The following is a 21,687-nucleotide window of genomic DNA, read 5'->3' on the forward strand; positions in this document are numbered from 1 at the left end:
GCCTCCCCGGTCGCCCGGGGAGGCCTTCGTCGCTTTGGTGGTCTGGCGCCCCAAGCGCCGCTGACGACCAACGCGACGAAGGGTAAGGCGGGTTCTAACCCGCCTTACCACTCACGACCGGCGCGGCAGATCACTGGGCCGCGGCTCCCTGCCGGGCCCGGAGGTCGAGCTCGATCTGCTCCAGCGAGCGGCCCTTGGTCTCCGGGACCAGCCACTTGGTGAGCACGAACAGCACGACGTTGACCCCGGCGAAGAGGAACATCGAGCCGCCGATGCCGAGCGACTTCGGGTCGGAGATGATCGGGAACACCGCGCTCACGATGCCCGTCGCCGCCCACAGGACCACGCTGCTGATGCCCATGCCCGTCGCCCGGTACTTCAGCGGGAACACCTCGGCCATCATCACCCAGACGACCGCGCCCCAGCCCAGTTCGTAGCCGACCAGGTAGAGCACCATCATCACCAGCATCAGCAGCCCGCGCGTGCCGGTGTCGTGGACGTTGAGCACCACGAGCCCGGCCGCGACCAGCGTGAGCACCATGATGACGTTCCCGATGAGCAGCAGCGGCTTGCGGCCCCAGCGGTCCACCACGAACACGACCCACGCCGTGAAGAGGAACTTCGTGACCCCCAGCAGCACGCCGGACAGCAGCGCGGCCTGCGTGGCGAAGCCCAGGCCGATGAGCATCGTCGGGAAGTACGCGTTGATCGCGTTGACGCCGCTGAACTGCTGACCGATCGCGAGCAGCAGCGCCACGACGAGCATCGGGCGCACGAACCCGGAGAACAGGTCGCGGATCCGCGGCTTCTCTTCGGTGTCGAGCCGGATGACCTCGTGGATGGTCGAAATCTCCTCGTCGAGGTCCACGGTGCTGCCGTGCGCGCTCGCCAGGACGCGCCGGGCCTCTTCCTCCCGGCCGTTCTTGACCAGCCACCGCGGCGTCTCCGGCAGGAACACCAGTCCGGCCAGCAGGATCACCGCGGGCACGATCGCCCCGGCGAACATCCAGCGCCACGCCGAGATCGGCCCGAGCCAATAGCTCACCAGGAACGCGATCAGGATGCCCAGCACGATGAAGATCTGGTTGAGCGCGCCCATCGCGCCTCGCCACCGCGCCGGGGCCAGTTCGGACAGGTACGTCGGGACGGTCGACGACGAAAGGCCGATCCCCAGCCCGATGACCAGGCGCGAGAGCACCAGCAGCACGAACGTCGGCGAGAAGCTCGCCGCCAGCGTGCCGGCGATGACGATGCCCGCCGCCACCATGATCGTGCGGCGCCGGCCGAGGGCTTCGTTGGTGCGGCTGGAGAACAGCGCGCCGCCGATGGCGCCGACCGACAGGCTGGCGGTGATCACGCCCTTGTCCCAGCTGGTCAGCGCCCACAGCTTCCCGATGAACGGGAGCACCCCGGAGATCACGCCGAGGTCGTAACCGAACAGGATGCCGCCGAGCGCACCGAAGAAGTACAAGGTGGTCCGGCCGATGTGCCGCGCCGGGGCCGTTTGCGTCATTGCCTGGTCGCCTCTTTCGTAGGTCCGGTCCAGCAGCGGCCACCACACTCACACGCCGCAAAATGACGGGCAAGGAGGTTTCCGATAACAATTCAGAAACCTGATCGCCGTTCACGTATATGATTCCGACAAACCCGGCACCCCGCGGACGCAGAGCGGGCACAAAATCCACTGTGGACAGTGCGGACGGCGAAATCGTCGAACGCTTTACAACGCTCCGAACGCTGGTTTACCGTCCCTCTGGAAGCGCTCCCAGAAGGTGGAGGCAGAGGTGCACAACGTCGTGCGAAGAACTCATTCCCCGTCCCGGTTCCGTTCGGCGAGACGGTTTCTCACCACCGCGCTCGCCGTTCTCGTGCCCGCCGCGGTCGCGGTCACCGTGGGCGCGCCGGCCTCCCCCGCCGCACCGGCGGCCACCACGTGGCGCAATGCGGAGATCGGCGGCGGCGGGTTCGTGCCGGGAATCGTCTTCAACCAGAACGAACCCGGGCTCGTCTACGCCCGCACCGACATCGGCGGGGCGTACCGGTGGAACACCGCCACCGGGCGCTGGCTCCCGCTGCTGGACTCGGTCGGCTGGACCGATTGGGGCCACAACGGCGTCGTCAGTCTCGCCACGGACGCGGTCGACCCGAACCGCGTCTACGTCGCGGCCGGGATGTACACCAACAGCTGGGACCCGAACAACGGCGCGATCCTGCGGTCGGCCGACCGCGGCGCCACCTGGCAGGCGGCCGCGCTGCCGTTCAAGCTCGGCGGCAACATGCCCGGCCGCGGCATGGGCGAGCGGCTCGCCATCGACCCGAACCGCAACAGCGTCCTCTACCTCGGCGCGCCGAGCGGCAACGGGCTCTGGCGCAGCACCGACTCCGGCGTCACGTGGGCGAAGGTCACCAGCTTCCCCAACCCCGGCAACTACGCGCCGGACCCGTCCGACACGACGGGCTACTCCAGTGACATCGAAGGCGTCACCTGGGTGACGTTCGACCCGTCGACCGGCACCCGCGGCAGCACCACCCAGACGATCTACGCCGGGGTCGCCGACAAGCAGAACACGGTCTACCGCAGCACCGACGGCGGCACGACGTGGGCGCGGCTGGCCGGCCAGCCGACCGGGTACCTCGCGCACAAGGGCGTGCTCGACCCGGTCGGCGGTTACCTCTACCTCGCGACGAGCGACACCGGCGGCCCCTACGACGGTGCGAAGGGCGACGTCTGGAAGTACGCCACGAAGACCGGCGCCTGGACGCGGATCAGCCCGATCCCGTCCGACAGTTCCGACGACTACTTCGGCTACAGCGGCCTGACGATCGACCGGCAGCACCCGAACACGCTGATGGTGGCCACACAGGTGTCGTGGTGGCCGGACGTGATCTTCTTCCGCAGCACCGACGGCGGCGCCACCTGGACCCGGATCTGGGACTTCTCGAACTACCCCGAGCGGACGCTGCGCTACACGCAGGACATCTCCTCGGTGCCCTGGCTGAACTTCGGCCTCCAGGCCGCTCCCCCGGTGCCGTCGCCCAAGCTCGGCTGGATGACCGAGTCGGTCGAGATCGACCCGTTCGACTCCAACCACCTGCTCTACGGCACCGGCGCGACCATCTACGGCACGTCCGACCTCACGAAGTGGGACAGCGGCGGGAAGATCACGATCAAGCCGGTCGTCGGCGGCCTCGAAGAGACCGCGGTGCTCGACCTGATCAGCCCGCCGTCGGGCGCTCCCCTGCTGTCCGGCCTCGGTGACATCGGCGGGTTCCGGCACGACAGCCTCGACGCGGTCCCGGCCACCATGTACACGCAGCCGGTGTTCACCACGACCACCAGCCTGGACTACGCCGAGCTGAACCCGGCGACAATCGTGCGCGCCGGCACGCTCGACCGGTCCGCGCGGCCGAACGACAACCGGATCGCCTTCTCCACCGACGGCGGGAAGAACTGGTTCCAGGGCGCGGAGCCGGGCGGGAACGCCGCCGGCGGCACGGTGGCCGCGGCCGCCGACGGCAGCCGGTTCGTCTGGAGCCCGGACGGCACGAACGTCAGCTATTCCGTCGGCTTCGGCTCGTCGTGGACGGCGTCCACCGGCATCCCGGCGGGCGCGGTGGTCGAGTCCGACCGCGTCGACCCGAAACGGTTCTACGGGTTCGCGGCGGGGAAGTTCCACGTCAGCACCGACGGCGGCGCCACGTTCACCGCGACCGCGGCCACCGGGCTGCCGTCCGGGTCCGCGCACTTCAAGGCGGTGCCGGGCGTGGCCGGGGACATCTGGCTGGCCGGCGGCTCCGGCTCGGCGTACGGCCTCTGGCACTCCACCGACTCCGGAGCGTCCTTCACAAAACTGGCGAACGTCGCCGAAGCCGACAACATCGGGTTCGGCAAGGCCGCCCCCGGCCGGACGTACCCGGCGTTGTACACGATCGCGAAGATCGGCGGGGTGCGCGGGATCTTCCGCTCGGACGACGCCGGGGCTTCGTGGACGCGGATCAACGACGACCGCCACCAGTACGGCAACATCGGCGCGGCGCTGACCGGGGATCCGCGGGAGTACGGCCGGGTGTACGTGGGCACGAACGGCCGCGGCGTGATCGTGGGCGAGTCCGGGGGCAGCGAGCCGCCGCCCCCGACGAGCACCACACCCACCACGCCCACGACTCCGACGACTCCGACCACCACCACGCCCACGACGACCACCACGCCGGTGCCGTCGGGGTCCTGCACGGCGGCCTACACGGTCACCAACCAGTGGCCGGGCGGGTTCCAGGCCTCGGTGAAGGTGGGCAACACCGGCACGGCCGCGGTGACCGGGTGGACGGTGACGTGGACGTTCGCCGACGGCCAGCGGGTGACGCAGGGGTGGAGCGCGCAGGTCACCCAGAGCGGCGCGGCGGTGACGGCGGTGGACGCGGGCTGGAACCGGACGATCCCCGCGGGCGGGAACGCGGAGTTCGGGTTCACCGGGACTTCGGGGACGGTGAACGGGAAGCCGGCGGCGATCTCGCTCAACGGGCGGGCCTGCACGACCTCGTGAGCCGGTCTCCCGCAGCCGGTCGTGAGTGGTAACGCGGGTTAGAACCCTACTTACCACTCACGACCGGCTGGGGCACGGGCGGGAAGGGGGTTTCAACCCACCCCCAGGCGGTTGAAACCCCCTCCCCGCGCCCCCAGTCCGGGGCAGGCGGCCCGAGCAGCCGCAGCCTGCTCGGGCGCTGTCCCGGTAACCCCCACTCTTCCCGGTGCCGACGGCAGCCGCCATTCCTGCCCAAAGGGGACTTTTTCCTCCCGGCAACCCCGCACTGAGCTGGGGAAACGCGGTCAGGAGATGGTCAAAATACCCACCCGGGCGCGCAAAAGTTACCCGCGCCGGGCGCGAGGGCTCAGGCGCTCTCCAGGACGACCTTCCCGATGTGGGTCCCGGACTCGAGGTGCTTGAGGGCGCCGTCGACGTCGTCGAAGGGGAACCGGCGGTCGATCACCGGCTTCAGGCCGGTGCGCTCGATGGCCCGGTTCATCGCCTGGAACGTCTCGCGGGAGGCGTTGGTCAGCCCGCGCAGGGTCAGCTGCTTGACCAGCACCAGGATCGGGTCGGCACCGCCCTCGTGGGTCAGGACGCCGGCGACGCTGACGTGGCCGCCGTAGCGGGCGGCGATCATCGACTGGCCGATGGTGCCGCCGCCGCCCACGTCGACGACGTGGTCGACGCCGCCGCCGGTCAGCCCGGCCACGGCGGCGCCCCACTCCGGGACGGTCTCGTGGTTGACGGTCTCGGCCGCGCCGAGCGCGCGCAGCCGGTCCAGCTTCGCGTCCGAACTCGACGTCGCGACGACGTGGGCGCCGCCGAGCGCGGCGAACTGCAGCGCGAAGGTGGACAGACCGCCGCTGCCGAGGGTGAGCACGGTCTGCCCGGGGGTCAGCCCGCCTTCCTCGACCACGGCACGCCACGCCGTCACCCCGGCGCTCGGCAGTGTGGCGGCTTCGGCGTAGTCGAGGTGCGCGGGCACCGCGACCACGGCGTCCTCGGCGAAGACGGCGTACTCCGCGAGCACGCCGTCGAGCGTGCCGCCCAGGTCGTCCCCGGTCTTCTCCGGGGTGCCGGGACCGGACAGCCAGTTCGGGAAGTACGTCGCCGCCACCCGGTCCCCCACCGCCCAGGCGCGCACCCCGGCCCCGACCGCGACGACCTCGCCCGCGCCGTCGGACAGCGGGATCACGTCCGGCTTCACCGGCTTCGGGTAGAAACCCTTGACGATCATCAGGTCGCGGGCGTTGACCGCCCACCCGCGCATCCGGACCAGGACCTGCCCGGGACCGGGTTCGGGCACGTCACGCTCGCCGGGGACGAGCGCGGCGCCGGGGCGGGGCAGGGAAAAGTACTTCACAGCGGCTCCATGGGTCGGGGTACTCCTCAACGAGGCCAGTGTGTCGAAGTCGCCAGCTCCCCGTCGACGATCGCCAGGAGTTCCGGGGTCAGGTCGGCGAGCGAACCGGCGAAGTGGCGGACACCGCAGGAAGCCATGAAGTCCCGCTGCCGGGCGTGGGCGGGGCTCGAGGGGAACCCGATGAACCCGGCGCCGTGCGCGCGGGCGTCCTCGGCCACCCGGCTGACGTCGTCGACGAACACGATCTCGTCGAACCCGGCGCCGAGCACACCGCGGGCGATGTGGTCGACGCCCGGCCGGTGTTCGTTGATGCTCACGTAGGGCACCTCGGGGTCGAGCAGCTCGGCGAATTCGCCGAGGTACCGGTCGAAGGTGTGCTCGCGGGTCCGGCCGCCGTAGCAGACCAGTCGCACGGGCAGCTTCGAAAGCGCTTCCAGGCAGTCCCGCGCCCCTTCGGCGACGCGGATCGGGTGCTCGGCCAGGTACTCCTGGCGCGCGGCCCAGAGCTGCTTCAGCGTCTCCTCGGCCGGCTGGTCGAGGCCGCAGAGCGCGGTGACCTTCTCCGCGACCACGATGTCGCGCAAGCCGATGACGTCCCGCTCGGCCGCGGCGTCGTAGCGCCCGCCGTGGTCGGTGACGAACCGGGCGATCATGGCCAGGTAGGTGTCGTCGATGAGCACGCCGTCGCAGTCGAGCGCGACCACGCGCAGCTTTCCGAACCGGGTCACCGCTGCGCGAACACTTCCCGCGCGGCGGCGATCGCGTTGAGCGCGGCCGGGAACCCGCAGTAGAAGGCCAGGTGCAGCACGGTTTCCACGACCTCTTTCCGGGTTCCGCCGACGTTGAGCAGGCCGTGGATGTGCACCTTCAGCTGCGGCAGCGCGGTGCCCAGCGCGACGCACGCGGCGATCGTGACGATCTCGCGGTGGCGCAGGCTCAGGTGCGGCCGGGTGTAGATCTCGCCGAAGGTGAATTCGACGATGTAGGCGGCCAGGTCCGGGGCGATGTCCTGCAGTGCCTCGGCGACCTTCTCGCCCGCCTCGCCGTCGACGGCCTTCATCGCGGCCAGGCCGCGCTCGTAGCGGTCCTCGATGCCGGCCCACGGCACGTCGGCCGTTTCCTCGGACGGCTCTTCCGGCGGCAGCCCGTCGAAGGCCGCCTTCAGCGCCGTCAGCGCGTTGAGCGTGGCCGGGAACCCGGCGAACGAGCTGACGTGGATCACGGCCTCGATCAGCTGGCGGCGGGTGCAGCCGACGTTGAGCGCGGCCTTGGCGTGGAACTGCAGCTGTGAACCCGCGTAGCCGAGGGCGGTGAGCGCGGCGACCGTCACCAGCTGCCGCTCCGGCAGCGCCAGGCCGGGCCGGTGGTATACGTCGCCGTAGATGAACCCGACGCACTGCTCGCCGAACTCGGCCTCCCCGATGCTCTCGAACAGGTCCAGCACGGCCGGGCGATCCGTTCCGCCGAGCTGCTGGATGAGTTTCAAGCCCTGGGCGAAGGACGCGGAGCGGTCCTGCTGCAGGTCGGACATCGTGGAGTGGTTTCCCTTCCGGAGTGCGGGCCGTGCGTCGGCTCAGCCGAGGTAGGCCCGGGTGGCCTGGTCTGCCTTGCGGCGTTCGAGGGTGTCGACGCGCCCCTGCGCGATCATCGAGTACTCGATGCCGGCGGTGGCCACGGTGCGCCCCTGCTGGCGCACCGCCGTGGTGGCGCGGAACTTCAGGTTGGTTTCCCGGCCGAGGTCGGACTCGACGATCAGCGACTCGACCGTGGCCGGGAGCGGGAACAGGAAGTCCTCGAAGGACAGGTCGATCCGCTTCCACACCCCGGCGTAGGCGGCCGGGGGCAGGCCGGGGCGGATCGCGGTCTCGAACTGCGCGATGCAGATCTGCCGCATCGCCTCGATGATCACGATGCCCTGCACGTGCTCGCCGGTGTGGTGGTCGAGGACCAGCTCGTTGTCCCGGTGGATCCGCAGCTCGGCCCGGCAGTGCGTGGGCAGCGGGCTGTGCACGCCCGCGAGCAGGACGTTCTCCGGCCGGTCCTTGTGGACGACCACGGGGTGTTCGGGCGGGCGCCGGAACGAGTCCGGGTCCGCGAGCCGCACGGTCCCTTCGCTCTTGTCGCAAGCGGCTTCGAGCAGGTCGCCGTCGGTCGCGTCGATGCCCTGGCCGAAGTGGACGACCCAGTGGCAGCCCGAGGCACGCAGGCCACCGGAATCGAGCAGGCCCAGCAGGCCCGACAGCGTGAGCACCCGGTCCCCCCGGGCGAACTGCGCGAAGCGGTCGGCGACCACCACGACGTCCCGCCGGGTGTACCCGGCCAGCGCCCAGTCCTCCCCGGACGGCGTTTCCGGGCACGAAACTTCGCGCGGTGCCACCTCGGGGGCCTCCGTCGGGGTCGGGTCGGGTGTCACGGCCGCGCCGAAGCGTGGGCGTCCAGCAGCGCTCCGGCGAGGTTCCGGGCCGTCGTGGCCGAGCGCCAGCGCGGCCCGGACAGCTCGGTGGCCATCAGCTTCAGCATGGCGCGGACCATGTCCGGCTGCTTGCCGACGCCCGCGTCCAGCAGCGGTTCCACTTGGGCGGCGGCGCCTTCGAGGTCGTCGAGCCGCAGGTGGGCGCGGCCGGTGTCGATCCGGATCATCGGATCCATGGCCTCCCAGCGGTTTTCCAGCGACAGCCGCTCGAAGGCTTCGCGGGCGGTGGTGAACTCGCGCAACGCGGCCGAAGCCTGCCCGACCGCGAGCAGCGAGTTGCCCGCCATGTAGTGCCGCCGGTCCTTCGTGATGTTGAAGAACCGGTCCTCACCGCCGGCTCCGAGGTCCGGGTTTTCGATGGCGGTCCAGCGCGCGATCGCGTCCAGCACCTGCCCCTCGGCCTGCACCGACGACCAGCCGCGCGCCTCGGCGAGGATGAGCGGCGCGTCCGTGAGCTGCTCGCCCACGCGGTAGTTCAGCCCGTCCGCGGCGAGCCTAGCGGACTCGATGCCGTTGCCGGCCCAGAACGCCACGCGCGCCTGGGACGTGCGGACCCAGCGCCGGGCGAGGAAGTCGTCGGCGTACTGGGTGTAGAGCCAGGCGGCCGAGTTGAGCTCGCGCGAGAGCCGGTAGCGTCCGAGGTCCCCCGCGATCCAGGCCATCATCGCGCTCGACTTCGCCCCGACGAGCAGGAGGTCCTGGGTCTGCTTGGGCCGCTGGCGGCCCTTGAGCAGGGACGCGGTCCGGTCCCCGATCACGGCCAGCTCGCCGAGGATCGAGTCGGGGGCGATCCGGGTGTAGGCGCTGCCCAGGAAGTCCAGGTCCGACCACAGGTCGTCGAGTTGGACGTCGTCGACGTTGGTCTTCGTGAGCAGGATGGCCTCGTCGAGGGCGCCCGCCCCGAGCTCCTCGTCCGGCCGCGCCTCGACGCGGGCGACCGTGACGCGGGCGACCGCACGGGCCGGCGGTGGCGCCTCGGGGCCGGCCGCCGCGACGGCCGCGGGCTCCTGATCGGCGTGGTACTCGGCGAGGTCCTTGGCCGGCAGCTGCTCGAGGTCGCGCAGGCCGAGCAGGCACTTCCAGCTGGTCCCGTAGACCTGGGCCAGCACCCGCAGCGCCGCGACGGTGGGCCGGACCCCGCGTTCGGGCCACTGCTCGTACTCCCAGATCCGCGTCCCGCGCATGCCCGCGCGGGGGTCTCCGGTCACAGCGTTGTACTGGTGCGCGGCGACGTCGAGCGAGAGCTCGGACGCCAGCCGCCACGCGGTGCGCGGGGGGATCCGGCATTCGACGATCAGGTTCTTCGCCACCTGGGCCGGGATCGCCTCCTCGGAGAAGCCCAGGGCGACCAGCCGGTCGCGCAGTTGTGCACGGTAGGGCTTACTCCCTGGTTTGGCCTGTCGACTCATCGTTCATCCAACGATTTCCGGAGTACGGGTGCACCCCGACGACAGTACCGCAGCGTGACCACGGGGGGCCCAGGACGTCACCGGGCGGGAACCGTGCGCTTTCCGAGAAGTTGAGGACGCAACAAGGGTTTCCGGCGCCCGGATGGGCACGCCGCGCGGGGAACCTGACTGAGAGCGCTCCCAATCGCCGGTTCCGGCACCTTCATGGTGATCTTGGCCCGGATTTCCGGAATCCACCCCAACGGCCGCGTCCGGCACCGCGGGCCGGTGGCGCAGTGCTACCGGGACATGTCCTGCCTCCCAAGGGATTCGGCCGTTCAGGAGCGTTCAGCGGAGATCGCGGGCGGCCCGGCTGCGGAAAACGGACCACCGGATCCGGCCGCGTCCGGGTCGCTCTTTACAAGGGCGACACACCGGGGTTACCTTTCCGGCGGCTGGAAGCGCTCCCATGCCAGGTCGCCTCGCCAGAACGCGGCCACCAACCAGGGGCGTCGTGGTGCAGGCCACGGCGCCCCTGTCCGCGTCCGGAGGAGAAACCCGATGAACAGGTTCGCCGGCGCCTTCGCCGCGCTCTGCCTCGCCGCGGCGGGCACCGCCGCCGTCCTCGTGGCCGGTCCGGCCGCCGCCGCGCCCGCGTGCTCGGTCGACTACCGCGTCAACCAGTGGCAGACCGGCTACACCGCGGACGTCACGGTGACCAACGGCGCCTCCGCGGTCTCGTCCTGGACGCTCACCTGGAACTACGCCGGGAACCAGTCGGTGACCTCCGCCTGGAACGCCACCGTCCGCCAGACCGGGACCGCGGTCACCGCGCAAAACCTGTCCTACAACGGCGCCCTGCCCGCCGGCGGCTCGGTCTCCTTCGGTCTCCAGGGCACCTACAGCGGGACGAACGCCACGCCCACGGACTTCGCGCTGAACGGCGTTTCGTGCGGCGACCCCGCTCCCCCGACCACCACGACGCCGACCACGCCCACGACCCCCACCACCCCGACCACGCCCACCACGACGACCTCCGGGCCGCAGCCCGCCGGCTGCTCGAGCGCCGCGATCTGCGACGACTTCGAACAGCAGACCGGCAGCACCCCGGGCGGCCGCTGGACCGTCGGCGCGGCCAACTGCACCGGCACCGGCACGGTCGCCGTCGACACGGCGGTCGCGCACTCGGGCTCCCGCTCGGTCAAGGTCACCGGCCAGGGCGGCTACTGCAACCACGCGTTCCTCGGCACGAGCCTCACCGGGGTCGGCTCGAACCACCTCTTCGGCCGGTTCTGGGTCCGCCACACGACGGCGCTGCCCACCGGGCACGTCGCGTTCATGGCCATGCGCGACACCGCCGACAACGGCCGTGACCTGCGGGCCGGCGGCCAGAACCGGGCCCTGCAGTGGAACCGCGAGTCCGACGACGCGACGCTGCCCGCGCAGAGCCCGGCCGGGGTCGCCCAGAGCGTCCCGCTGGCCACCGGCACCTGGTCCTGCTTCGAGTTCGAGGTCGACGGCGCCGCGGGACGGCTCCGGACCTGGCTGAACTCTGCCGAGGTGCCCGGGCTCGTCGTCGACGGCGTCCCGACGCCCGACATCGACCAGCAGTGGCTCGCCCGGGCCTGGCACCCGGCGGTGACCGACCTGCGGCTCGGCTGGGAGAGCTACGCCGGCGACGCCGACACGCTCTGGTACGACGACGTGGCCGTCGGCACCGCGCGGATCGGCTGCTGACGCTGCTGCCCACCGGTCGTGAGTGGTAAGGCGGGTTAGAACCCGCCTTACCACTCACGACCGGCCGGAGCTTGCGGAGGCCGTCAGCCCTTGATTTCGGTCCAGGCCTTCGTCCACTCGCCGTAGTCCTTGCACTTGACGTCCGTGCGGCCGTCGAGGCACTGCGGGATCGGCGTGGTCCAGTACGCGATCTTCGCCGCGTACGCCGCGTCGCCGGCGTGGTAGGTGTCGCAGAGCGTCTTGTCCGTCATCTCCGCGCACGCCTTCGTGTTCGCCGGCGCTTCGCCGAAGTACTCGGCGACCTGGGCGTTGACCTTCGGGCTGATGATGTAGTCGAGCCACTTGTAGGCACACGTCTTGTGCGCGGACTTCGCCGCGACCATCCACGTGTCCGACCACCCGGTCGCGCCTTCGCTGGGCACGGTGGACTCGAGCGGCGCACCCTCGCCCTTGGTCAGGTTGACCGTGACCTGCCAGGCGGTGCCGACGACGGCGTCGCCGTTCTTCAGCGCCTGCGACTCCTTGAGGTAGTCCGACCAGTATTCGCTGACCAGCGGCCGCTGCTGCTTGAGCAGGTTCACCGCGGCGGTGAACTGCTTGTCGTCCAGGGCGTACGGGTTCTTGATGCCGAGGTCCGGCTGGTGGGTCTGCAGGTACAGGGCGGCGTCGGCGATGTAGATCGGCGAGTCGTAGGCGATCACCTTGCCCTTGTGGGGCGAGTTCGCGTCGAACACCACCGACCACGACGTCGGCGCCGGCGTCACCTCGTCGGTGCGCCAGGTCAGCAGGTTGGCGCCCCAGCCGTGCGGGATGCCGTAGGAGACGCCGCCGACGCTGTTCCAGGACTTGTCCTTGAGGAACGGCTGGACGTCGGCGTAGTTCGGGACCAGCGCGGTGTTCACCGGCTCGGCGTCGCCCGAGGCGACGAGCCGCAGCGACGCGTCACCGGAGGCGGACACGACGTCGTACTGCCCGGTCTTCATCAGCGTGACGGCCTCGTCGGACGTGCCGAACGGCTTGACGTTCACCTTGCAGCCGGTCTGCTGCTCGAACGGCGTCACCCAGTTGACCTTCGGGTCGTTCGAGCCGTTCTCCGCGTACCCCGGCCAGGCGAGGACGTTCAGCTGCCCTTCCGGCTGGCCGAGCGCCTTGAGCGCTTCCAGCTTCGGCGGCGTGAAGCCCTGCGCGCCGGGCGGCGCGGCGGAGTTCGAGCCGGACGTGCCACATGCAGCCAACAGCAGGCTGGCGCCGAGCAAGCCGGCAAGCCGCGTTTTCCTGTTCTTCATGGCATCCTTTCTGGGAACTACTGGACCTGGAAGCTGTGTTCGTCGCGCCAGCTGAGCCGGACGCGCCCGTCTCCGAACTGTGCGGTGCCGTCGGTGTTCTGGCGGACGACCGAGAGCCGGCCGCCGGCGTCGAGCGCGACCGAGTACCGCACGGTCGCGCCGGCGTAGACGACGTCGGTGACCGTGCCGGTCGCGCTGGTGTGCCCCACGGCGGCGGGTTCGGACAGGTCGCCGTCGATGCGGATCTTCTCCGGCCGGATGCTGAACAGCCCCGGCCGGCCGATGACGGTCTCGGCGCCGCGGCCGCCCAGCAGGTTCGACGTGCCGACGAACCCGGCGACAAACGCGCTGGCGGGTCGTTCGTAGACCTCTTCCGGCGGGCCGACCTGCTCGATCTTCCCGTCGTTGAACACCGCGATGCGGTCGCTCATCGTGAGCGCCTCGTCCTGGTCGTGGGTGACGAAGACGAACGTGATGCCGACGTCGCGCTGGATCTGCTTGAGCTCCAGCTGCATCGCCTGCCGCAGCTTGAGGTCGAGCGCGCCCAGCGGCTCATCGAGCAGCAGCACCTTGGGCCGGTTCACCAGCGCGCGGGCCAGTGCGACGCGCTGGCGCTGGCCACCGGACAGCTGTGCCGGCTTGCGCGAGCCGTAGTCCTCCAGCCGGACGGTCTTCAACGCCTCGAGCGCGCGCTCCCGGCGCTGCTGCTTCGGGACGCGCTTGACGCGCAGGCCGTACTCGACGTTCTGCTGCACGCTCATGTGCGGGAACAGCGCGTAGTCCTGGAACACCGTGTTGACGTCCCGCTCGAACGGCGGGAGCCGGCCCACGTCGTGGCCGTCGAACTCGATCGTGCCCTCGGTCGGCAGGTCGAACCCGGCGATCAGGCGCAGCACCGTCGTCTTGCCGGAGCCGGACGGGCCGAGCATGGAGAAGAACTCGCCGGGCGGGATGTCGAGGTCGACGCCGTCGACGGCGTGGACGTCACCGAAGTGCTTGCGCAGCCCGGAAAGCCGGATGGCCGGCCCCGCGTTCTCGAGCGCCGCTGGCTCTTCCCGCGTCTCCGATGGTGCTTGGTTGGGCATCGCGACCCTCACAGTGCGCTCATCACGTGCTTGACGCGCGTGTAGTCCTCGAGGCCGTACAGCGAGAGGTCCTTGCCGTAGCCGGACTTCTTGAACCCGCCGTGCGGCATCTCGGCGACCAGCGGGATGTGGGTGTTGATCCAGACGCAGCCGAAGTCGAGCTTCGCCGCGACGCGCATCGCGCGCTGGTGGTCACGCGTCCAGACCGACGACGCGAGGCCGTACTGGACGGCGTTCGCGGCCTGCAGCGCCTCGGTCTCTTCGGAGAACCGCTGGACGGTGATGACCGGGCCGAAGATCTCGTTCTGGCTGATCTCGTCGTCCTGGCGGACGCCGGAGACCACGGTGGCTTCGTAGAAGTAGCCTTCGTCGCCGACCCGATGCCCTCCACAGTGGACGGTCGTGTGCGACGGCAGCCGCTCGACGAACCCGGCCACCTTCGCCAGCTGGGCCGCGTTGTTCAGCGGGCCGTAAGCGACGTCTTCGTCATCCGGCTTGCCGGTCTTGGTGTTCTCGGCCTGCCGGGTGAGGGCGGCGACGAAGGTGTCGTGCACGTCGTCGGCGACGAGCACCCGCGTGGCGGCGGTGCAGTCCTGGCCCGCGTTGAAGTAGCCCGCGACGGCGATGGCCTCGGCGGCGGCTTCCAGGTCGGCGTCGCCGAAGACGATGACCGGCGCCTTGCCGCCCAGTTCCAGGTGCACCCGCTTGACGTCGGCGGCCGCACTGCGCGCGACCTCGATGCCGGCCCGGACCGAGCCGGTGATCGACACCATGGCCGGGATGCCGTGCTCGACCAGCGCACGGCCGGTGTCGCGGTCGCCGCAGAGCACGTTGAACACGCCGGGCGGGAAGAACTCGCCGGCGATCTCGGCGAGCAGCAGCGTCGACGCCGGGGTGGTGTCGGACGGCTTGAGCACCACCGTGTTGCCGGCGGCGAGCGCGGGCGCGATCTTCCAGATGGCCATCAGCAGCGGGTAGTTCCACGGCGTGACCTGCGCGCAGACGCCGACGGGCTCGCGGCGCACGAAGGAGGTGTGCCCCTCCAGGTACTCGCCCGCGGCCCGGCCTTCGAGCACGCGGGCGGCCCCGGCGAAGAAGCGGAGCTGGTCCAGGACCATCGGGATCTCTTCGGCCATGGTCAGCGCGACCGGCTTGCCGGTGTTCGCCGACTCCGCGCGGACGATCTCTTCGGCGCGGGCTTCGAGCGCGTCGGCCAGCTTGAGCAGCGCGAGCTGGCGCTGGGCGGGGGTCGTCGTCCGCCAGGTCTCGAACGCGGTCGCGGCGACCTGCAGCGCGTTGTCGACGTCTTCGGGCCCGGCGATCGGGGCGGTGCAGTAGGGGCGTCCGGTGACGGGGTCGGTGATCTCGGCCGTCCGGCCCGACTTGGACTCGACGTACGCGCCGCCTACGTAGTGCTTGAGCTCTTGCGGCGGGGTGGGTGGGCAGGTGGAAGACACGGTGAACTCCTCCGGTGCTGACGGGGAGCCAAAACATATGACTCCATATGTAATAGGACAAGGGGATGGGGCAAGATTGGTGCGAATGGGTAGTCCGCCGTCCGGAGGGGCACGATGCGCAAGGGCATGTCGCACAGCGCGCGATCCGCCATGTTCGCGCCGCTCGGCCAGGTCGGGCGGGCGGAAGCGGTGGCGGCGCGGCTGGTCGACGCCATCACGCTCGGCTTGCTCGCCGACGCGGAACAGCTGCCCAGCGAAGCCGAGCTGGCCGCGCAGTTCGGCGTCTCGACCGTGACGGTCCGGGAGGCGCTGGTGGCCCTCCGGCAGCAGGGGCTGGTCGAGACGCGCCGGGGCCGCAGCGGCGGCAGCTTCGTCCGCACGCCGGCCAACCCGCCTTCGGACGCCTGGCGCGAGCGGCTGCGCGAGGTGTCGCTGTCGGACCTGCGCGACGTCGGCGACCACTACCTCGCGATCGCCGGAGCCGCCGCGAAGCTCGCCGCCGAGCGCAGCTCCCCCGAAGACGTCGCCCGGCTGCGGCTGGCGACCGAGGACCTCCGCACGGCCCAGGGCATCGACTTCACCCGGGCGGAGCGGCAGTTCCACCTGGAGGTCGCGGCGGCCGCGCAGTCGCCGCGGCTGACGCACGAAGAGGTCCACCTGCAGAGCGAGCGCGGCGGCCTGCTGTGGCTGCCGCTCGGGCCCGCGGCGCACGCCTGCGAAGAGCACGCGGCCATCACGGCGGCGATCTCGTCGGCCGACGGCGAGCTGGCCCGCAAGCTCACCGAAGAGCACCTGCTGGCCGCCCTCGACCGGCTCGCGGACGTGCACCTCGACCTGCTCACGCCCTAGACTTCCGCTACTCCGCGCATCGAGGTGAGGACCGTGAACGACACCCGCACGCCCGCCGTCGACGAGGTCGTCGAGCAGGTTTCCGCGTTGGTGGAAGGGGTTTTCGGGCGGCTAAAGCCGCTGCTTGCGGCCGCCGAGTCGGTATTGGCGGACGCCCCGGCGGCGTCGGCCCTGCACCGGATCCGCCCGCAGGTCACCGAGGCACTCGGCGGCCTGGTCATCGGCGCGGGCTTCGTCAGCGCACCGCACGTGCTGGCCGACTCGGAGTTCGGCTTCGAGTGGTGGACCCGCTCCGGCAGCGAACCGCCGTCCCAGCTGTTCATCAGCCTCGACCCGGCGAGCGAGAACTTCCTGGACTACACCCGCCAGTCGTGGTTCACGGTCCCGCGCGACACCGGGCGGCGGCACATCAACGGGCCGTACGTGGATTACCTGTGCACCGACGAGTACACGCTGACGTTCACGATCCCGGTCTTCCGCGCGGGCGCCTTCGCGGGCGTGGTGGGCGCGGACGTCTACGTGCGCGAGTTCGAGCGGGCGGTGCGGCCCCGGCTGCGGTCGCTGGGCCGCGGAGCGGCGTTGCTGAACGCCCAGGGGCGGGTGATCGTGTCGAACAGCGTCCGGCAGCCGACGGGCTCGCTGGTGCGCGAAGCCGACGTCCCGGCGTGGTGGTCGGCGGGTGCGGAACCGGGCCCGGGACGGCGCCGCTGCGGCGATGCCCCGATCGTGCTGGCGACCGGGGCCTAAGGCCCGCCCATCAGCGCGTATCCCACGTAGCAGCCCGGACCGGCCCGCACGAGAACCGTCAACGGGGTGCCCTCGGGAACCGGCCGGGTGGTGAACACCGTGTGCGCCGCCCCGAACAACGTGCCGACCTCGCCGATCCGGGTCAGGGACGTTTCTTCGCCGCCGAACGGAGTGCAGTACGGGGCGGCGGTGCACCAGCCGGCTCCGGCGCAGGTCGCGGAGCTGTGGTAATCCCGGCCGGCGTGGTGGATGCGGTACGGGAGCCCGCGCTCGCCCGGCAGGGCGTACCCGAAGTGGTTGGCGGTCCACGGCAGGAACGCCGACCCACCCGCCGCGAGCAGCACGACGACGACCGCCACCGCAGCCGCGCGTTTCCAGGTCACCTACCGAAGACGCCCGTCGTGGTGCTCAGGTTTGCAGCGCCACCCAAAGTTCCGCGCGGACGCCCGGTGAGTCCAGGTCGCGGCCCAGCAGCTCCTGCGCCTTGGTGATCCGGTTCCGCAGCGTGTGCCGGTGGACGCCGAGGCGCGCGGCCGCCACGTCCCAGTGGCCGTGGTGCTCCAGCCAGCAGCGCAGCGACCCGACGAGGTCGCCGCGGCCCGTTTTGTCGTGGCGGCGAAGCGGGGCCAGCAAGCCGTGGGCGAACGCCTGCGCCACCGTCGGGTCGATGAGGGACAGCAGGCCGCGGCCGGTGTGCTCGGCCGCCGAGACGAGGATCTTGCCCTCGGCTTCCGCGGCGCGGGCCGCCAGCTCCGCCTGCTCCAGCCCGGCCGCGAAGTCCCCGGCGGACACCGGCCCGGCGACCCCGCCGTGCAGGCCGCCGATCCGCAGCGCGGCCTCGGCCACCGTGTCGACCACCGGGCCGGCGCCGAACGCGACCACCGACGGGCCGGAACGGGCCGCGAACACCTCGCCCTCGAGCGCCTCGAGCAGCTTGCGCCGGGCCGCGGGCGGTCCGGCGAACACCAGCACCGACCACGGCGACGGCGGCGGCTCGCCACCCGTGGTCTCCAGGACCCGCAGCGCCAGCTCGGCCTGGCCGCCCGCGAGGAGCTCCAGCAGCCCGGTCCGCAGGGCCTGCCGGGCGGCGGCCTGGGCGCGGTCCTGTTCCAGTGCCAGGGAAAGCACCGACACGGCGGTGTTGACGATGTGCCGTCCCGCGGTGTCGAGCGGCACGCCGGTGCCCACCGCGAGCACGCGCCGCGCGCCGGTGTCCAAGGTCTGCAGGACCACCTCGTCCTGGTCCAGCGACACGACCCGCGTGCCGGTCTGAAGCCGCTCCAGCTCCTCACGCAGCGAAGCACCGTACGCGCGAGCGCTCGCCGGAGCCGCTTCGGTGACGGTTGTGCGTTCGAACAGCAGCGCCCAGCCGTCGACGAGCTTCGCCAGCTTGCGCAGCACCCCCGCCGGGCCGCCCTTGCCGACCGCCGTGCGGGTCAGCTCCTGCTGGGCGCGGCCGATCCGGACCGTCGTCGCGTACTCGTCGGCCGCCACCGCGCGCGAGACCGCGCGGGTGATCGCGATGAACGGCGTCTCGCGCGGCACCTCCAGCACCGGCAGCCCCACCTCGGCCGCGGTCGCCACGAGCGAGCGCGGCACGGACTCGTGGCTCAGCCCGACGCCGAAGCCGAGCCCGGCCACCCCGGCGTCCACCAGACGGTGCACGTAAGCCGGTGCCGTCCCCTCGTCCAGGGCCAAGCCGGTGGTGAGCAGCAGCTCGCCGCCTTCCAGGAAGGCCTGCGGATCGGTCAGTTCGGTCGGGTGGACCCACCCGATCGGGCGATCCAGGAGCTCGGCACCGGTGCGCACCCGCAGCCCGAGGGGGCGGTCGGCGGCCAGCGCGGCCAGCGTGAGTGCCATAACGGCCAATCTTACGCGCCGATTTGGCCAAAACGGCGAGCTGACGAGCGCGGGGGCGCCACTCATCCTGAGGACGTCCACCGACTTCCAGGAGCACGCCGTGACCGCAAGCACCACCGCCGGGCCGCACGCCCCGGCGCCCCGGCAGCGCAGGCTGCAGACCGAGATCCCCGGTCCCCTTTCGCGCGAGCTGCAGCGGCGACGCGTCGCCGCCGTCGCCGCCGGGGTGAGCTCGGTGCTGCCCGTCTACGTCACCTCGGCCAGCGGCGGCCTGCTCACCGACGCCGACAGCAACGTCCTGATCGACTTCGGCTCCGGCATCGCGGTGACGAACGTCGGGCACTCCGCGCCGGCGGTGGTGGACCGCGTCCGCAAGCAGGCGTGCTGGTTCACCCACACCTGTTTCATGGTCACGCCGTACGAGGGGTACGTCGAGGTCTGCGAAGCGCTCGCCGAGCTGACGCCGGGCGACCACGCGAAGAAGTCGGTGCTGTTCAACTCGGGCGCCGAAGCGGTCGAGAACGCCGTCAAGATCGCGCGGGTGGCGACCGGGCGCCAGGCCGTCGTCGTGTTCGACCACGCCTACCACGGCCGCACCAACCTCACGATGGGCATGACCGCGAAGTCCGTGCCCTACAAGCACGGCTTCGGGCCCTTCGCCCCCGAGGTCTACCGGGTGCCGGGCTCGTACCCGTTCCGCGACGGCCTGTCCGGGCCCGAGGCGGCCGCGCTGGCCATCGACCGGATCGAGAAGCAGATCGGCGGCGACCAGGTCGCGGCGGTCGTCCTCGAACCGCTCCAGGGTGAAGGCGGTTTCATCGAGCCCGCCCGGGGTTTCCTGCCCGCGATCGCGGCCTGGTGCCGCGAAAACGGCGTCGTGTACGTCGCCGACGAAGTCCAGACGGGCTTCTGCCGCACCGGTTCGTGGTTCGCGTCCACCGACGAGGACGTGTCGCCGGACCTGATCGCGACGGCCAAGGGCATCGCGGGCGGCCTGCCGCTGTCCGCCGTCACCGGCCGCGCGGAACTGCTCGACGCCGTCCCGCCGGGCGGCCTCGGCGGCACGTACGGCGGCAACCCGATCGCGTGCGCCGCGGCGCTCGGCTCGATCGAGACGATGAAGAACGAGGACCTCGCTGCGTCGGCCAAGCGCATCGAAGGTGCCATCCTGCCGCGGCTGCGCGCGCTGGCCGGCGAGACCGGGGTGATCGGTGACGTCCGCGGGCGCGGCGCGATGCTGGCCGCGGAGTTCGTGCGCCCCGGTTCGGTGGAGCCCGACGCGGAGTTGACCAAGCGCGTCGCGGCGGCCTGCCACCGCGCGGGGGTGGTCGTGCTGACGTGCGGCACCTACGGCAACGTCGTCCGGCTGCTGCCGCCGCTTTCGCTGGCCGACGACCTGCTCGACGAGGGCCTTTCGGTGCTCGAACACGCCGTCCGTACGGAGGCTCGCGCATGACGTTCCCGTTCTGGGTCGCCGGGAAGCCGGTGACCGCCGGCTCGACCGCTGACGTCCGGCACCCCTACGACGGTTCACCGGCGGGGTCGCACTTCGTTCCGTCCGCGTCGGACGTCGAAGCCGCGGTGCAGGCCGCGGCCGACGTCGCCGCCGAGTTCGCGACGCTGCCCGCGCACGTCCGCGCCGGAGCGTTGGACCACGTGTCCCGTTCCTTGGGCGAGCGGTCCGAAGAGATCGCCGCCCTGATCACGGCGGAGTCGGGCAAGCCGCTGAAGTGGGCCCGCGGCGAAGTCGGGCGCGCGGTGTCGACGTTCCGCTGGGCCGCCGAGGAGGCCCGCCGCTTCTCGGGCGAGCTGCAGCGGCTCGACACGGACCCGGGCGGCACCGGCCGGCTGGCGCTGGTCCGGCGCGTGCCGCGCGGGCCGGTGCTGGGCATCACGCCGTTCAACTTCCCGCTGAACCTGGTGGCCCACAAGGTGGCCCCGGCGATCGCGGTGGGCGCGCCGATCGTGCTGAAGCCCGCGCCGGCGACCCCGCTGACGGCGTTGCTGCTGGGGGAAATCCTGGCTTCGGCGGATCTCCCGGCGGGCTCGTGGTCGATCCTGCCGGTGGACAACGAGACGTCGTCCCGGCTGGTCGAGGACCCGCGGCTGCCGGTGGTGTCGTTCACCGGTTCGGTCCCGGTGGGCTGGTCGATCCGCGACCGCGTGCCGCGCAAGCACGTGGCCTTGGAGCTGGGTGGCAACGGCGCGGTGCTGGTCTGCCCGGATTGGCCGGACCTGGACTTCGCGGCCCAGCGGATCGCGACGTTCGCGATGTACCAGGCGGGGCAGTCGTGCATTTCGGTGCAGCGGGTGTACGCGCATTCGGATGTCTATGACGCTCTCGCTTCGAAGGTGCTTTCGCAGGTGCTTGCGTTGCGAACCGGCGACCCGCGTCTCGACGGCGTCGACGTCGGCCCGCTGATCAATGTGGACGCTGCCACCCGGGTTTCGTCGTGGATCTCGTCGGCGGTGTCTTCCGGCGCCCGCCTCTTGACGGGCGGCGGGCAGTCGGGAGCCACGGTGGAGCCGACGGTGCTCGCGGACGTCCCCGAGGACGCGCCGGTGATGGCCGAGGAGGTGTTCGGACCGGTGGTTTCGCTGGTTCGTGTGTCTTCGGTGGCCGATGGGGTCGCGCGGATCAACGCGTCCCGCTTCGGGCTGCAGGCAGGCGTGTTCACGCGCGATCTGCCGACGGCGTTCGAGGTGTCGGCCGCGTTGCAGGTGGGTGGCGTGATCGTCGGGGACGTGCCGAGTTTCCGGGCCGACCAGATGCCTTACGGCGGGGTGAAGGATTCGGGGGTGGGGCGCGAGGGCCCGGCGGCGGCGATGGCGGACTTCACGGAGGAGCGGGTAACGGTGCTGACCGGTCTGACGCTGTAGAAGTCCATGAGGAGCACCCTCATGGACTTATGAGCC

Annotated in this window: 17 protein-coding genes; 6 read left to right on the forward strand and 11 right to left on the reverse strand. The window is 71.4% G+C overall.

The features are described from left to right. Positions 1-130 precede the first annotated feature (130 nt). Positions 131-1,513 (reverse strand): sugar porter family MFS transporter, encoded by a 1,383-nt coding sequence (locus Q5425_RS36050; protein ID WP_308676861.1) that lies wholly within the window; start codon positions 1,511-1,513, stop codon positions 131-133. 271 nt (positions 1,514-1,784) lie between these two features. Here Q5425_RS36050 and Q5425_RS36055 point away from each other — a divergent pair, with 271 nt between their 5' ends. Continuing rightward, positions 1,785-4,541, forward strand: coding sequence for a cellulose binding domain-containing protein (locus Q5425_RS36055; protein ID WP_308676862.1), 2,757 nt, complete (start codon positions 1,785-1,787; stop codon positions 4,539-4,541). A 346-nt stretch (positions 4,542-4,887) separates the two neighbouring features. Here Q5425_RS36055 and Q5425_RS36060 read toward each other — a convergent pair whose 3' ends face one another. From Q5425_RS36060 to Q5425_RS36080, 5 genes are read right to left on the reverse strand one after another with little or no spacing between them, the layout of a single operon-like run. Further along, positions 4,888-5,889 (reverse strand): NAD(P)-dependent alcohol dehydrogenase, encoded by a 1,002-nt coding sequence (locus Q5425_RS36060; RefSeq protein WP_308676864.1) that lies wholly within the window; start codon positions 5,887-5,889, stop codon positions 4,888-4,890. Positions 5,890-5,915: 26 nt separating this feature from the next. Next, the gene (locus Q5425_RS36065; protein WP_308676865.1) at positions 5,916-6,617 is read right to left on the reverse strand and encodes an HAD family hydrolase; all 702 of its coding nucleotides are present in this window, start codon (positions 6,615-6,617) and stop codon (positions 5,916-5,918) included. Further along, positions 6,614-7,420, reverse strand: a complete 807-nt coding sequence (locus Q5425_RS36070; RefSeq protein ID WP_308676866.1) for a carboxymuconolactone decarboxylase family protein — start codon at positions 7,418-7,420, stop codon at positions 6,614-6,616. The genes Q5425_RS36065 and Q5425_RS36070 overlap by 4 nt, the downstream gene beginning before the upstream one ends. Positions 7,421-7,462: 42 nt before the next feature. Beyond that, a complete protein-coding gene (locus Q5425_RS36075) occupies positions 7,463-8,266 on the reverse strand; it encodes an AfsA-related hotdog domain-containing protein (RefSeq protein WP_308676867.1) in 804 nt (267 codons plus the stop codon). A 32-nt stretch (positions 8,267-8,298) separates the two neighbouring features. Beyond that, the gene (locus Q5425_RS36080) at positions 8,299-9,771 is read right to left on the reverse strand and encodes a hypothetical protein (RefSeq protein ID WP_308676868.1); all 1,473 of its coding nucleotides are present in this window, start codon (positions 9,769-9,771) and stop codon (positions 8,299-8,301) included. 540 nt (positions 9,772-10,311) lie between these two features. Here Q5425_RS36080 and Q5425_RS36085 point away from each other — a divergent pair. Continuing rightward, positions 10,312-11,487 (forward strand): cellulose-binding domain-containing protein, encoded by a 1,176-nt coding sequence (locus tag Q5425_RS36085; RefSeq protein ID WP_308676869.1) that lies wholly within the window; start codon positions 10,312-10,314, stop codon positions 11,485-11,487. 83 nt (positions 11,488-11,570) lie between these two features. On the opposite strand, the gene Q5425_RS36090 is transcribed toward Q5425_RS36085, so the two are convergent. The 3 genes from Q5425_RS36090 to Q5425_RS36100 are packed head-to-tail and all read right to left on the reverse strand — an operon-like array spanning position 11,571 to position 15,315. Continuing rightward, entirely contained in the window at positions 11,571-12,773 is a 1,203-nt protein-coding gene (locus tag Q5425_RS36090; RefSeq protein ID WP_308676870.1) for an ABC transporter substrate-binding protein, read from the reverse strand. A gap of 17 nt (positions 12,774-12,790) precedes the next feature. Continuing rightward, on the reverse strand, positions 12,791-13,858 hold the full coding sequence (locus tag Q5425_RS36095) for an ABC transporter ATP-binding protein (protein WP_308676871.1): 1,068 nt from the start codon (positions 13,856-13,858) through the stop codon (positions 12,791-12,793). A gap of 8 nt (positions 13,859-13,866) precedes the next feature. Then, a complete protein-coding gene (locus tag Q5425_RS36100) occupies positions 13,867-15,315 on the reverse strand; it encodes a gamma-aminobutyraldehyde dehydrogenase (protein WP_308676872.1) in 1,449 nt (482 codons plus the stop codon). A 114-nt stretch (positions 15,316-15,429) separates the two neighbouring features. On the opposite strand from Q5425_RS36100, the gene Q5425_RS36105 reads away from it, so the two are divergent. Both Q5425_RS36105 and Q5425_RS36110 read left to right on the forward strand, forming a co-directional pair. Continuing rightward, positions 15,430-16,164, forward strand: coding sequence for an FCD domain-containing protein (locus tag Q5425_RS36105; protein WP_308676873.1), 735 nt, complete (start codon positions 15,430-15,432; stop codon positions 16,162-16,164). A gap of 33 nt (positions 16,165-16,197) precedes the next feature. Next, complete coding sequence (locus Q5425_RS36110) at positions 16,198-16,911, forward strand: cache domain-containing protein (protein WP_308676874.1); 714 nt, start codon at positions 16,198-16,200, stop codon at positions 16,909-16,911. Here the strand turns inward: Q5425_RS36110 and Q5425_RS36115 are convergent. Continuing rightward, positions 16,908-17,294 (reverse strand): hypothetical protein, encoded by a 387-nt coding sequence (locus Q5425_RS36115; RefSeq protein WP_308676875.1) that lies wholly within the window; start codon positions 17,292-17,294, stop codon positions 16,908-16,910. The genes Q5425_RS36110 and Q5425_RS36115 overlap by 4 nt on opposite strands. A 25-nt stretch (positions 17,295-17,319) precedes the next feature. Then, positions 17,320-18,771 carry a PucR family transcriptional regulator gene (locus Q5425_RS36120; RefSeq protein WP_308676876.1) on the reverse strand — a complete coding sequence of 484 codons (1,452 nt, stop codon included), beginning with the start codon at positions 18,769-18,771 and terminating at the stop codon, positions 17,320-17,322. Positions 18,772-18,871: 100 nt separating this feature from the next. Here Q5425_RS36120 and gabT point away from each other — a divergent pair, with 100 nt between their 5' ends. Both gabT and Q5425_RS36130 read left to right on the forward strand, forming a co-directional pair. Further along, positions 18,872-20,227 (forward strand): 4-aminobutyrate--2-oxoglutarate transaminase, encoded by a 1,356-nt coding sequence (gene gabT / locus Q5425_RS36125; RefSeq protein ID WP_308676877.1) that lies wholly within the window; start codon positions 18,872-18,874, stop codon positions 20,225-20,227. Then, on the forward strand, positions 20,224-21,651 hold the full coding sequence (locus tag Q5425_RS36130; protein ID WP_308676878.1) for an aldehyde dehydrogenase family protein: 1,428 nt from the start codon (positions 20,224-20,226) through the stop codon (positions 21,649-21,651). Before gabT ends, Q5425_RS36130 begins: the two co-directional genes overlap by 4 nt. The last annotated feature ends 36 nt before the right edge of the window (positions 21,652-21,687 follow it).

Origin of the sequence: Amycolatopsis sp. A133 (assembly GCF_031082405.1) — a bacterium.
In the GTDB taxonomy this organism is placed as follows: Bacteria; Actinomycetota; Actinomycetes; order Mycobacteriales; family Pseudonocardiaceae; genus Amycolatopsis.

Bases quoted from the DNA above. Each gene is read 5' to 3' on its own strand.
- Q5425_RS36095 (WP_308676871.1), bottom strand. From the start codon at position 13,858: ATGCCCAACCAAGCACCATCGGAGACGCGGGAAGAGCCAGCGGCGCTC.
- Q5425_RS36070 (WP_308676866.1), bottom strand. From the start codon at position 7,420: ATGTCCGACCTGCAGCAGGACCGCTCCGCGTCCTTCGCCCAGGGCTTG.
- Q5425_RS36105 (WP_308676873.1), top strand. From the start codon at position 15,430: ATGCGCAAGGGCATGTCGCACAGCGCGCGATCCGCCATGTTCGCGCCG.
- Q5425_RS36085 (WP_308676869.1), top strand. From the start codon at position 10,312: ATGAACAGGTTCGCCGGCGCCTTCGCCGCGCTCTGCCTCGCCGCGGCG.
- Q5425_RS36050 (WP_308676861.1), bottom strand. From the start codon at position 1,513: ATGACGCAAACGGCCCCGGCGCGGCACATCGGCCGGACCACCTTGTAC.
- Q5425_RS36090 (WP_308676870.1), bottom strand. From the start codon at position 12,773: ATGAAGAACAGGAAAACGCGGCTTGCCGGCTTGCTCGGCGCCAGCCTG.
- Q5425_RS36130 (WP_308676878.1), top strand. From the start codon at position 20,224: ATGACGTTCCCGTTCTGGGTCGCCGGGAAGCCGGTGACCGCCGGCTCG.
- Q5425_RS36120 (WP_308676876.1), bottom strand. From the start codon at position 18,771: ATGGCACTCACGCTGGCCGCGCTGGCCGCCGACCGCCCCCTCGGGCTG.
- Q5425_RS36080 (WP_308676868.1), bottom strand. From the start codon at position 9,771: ATGAGTCGACAGGCCAAACCAGGGAGTAAGCCCTACCGTGCACAACTG.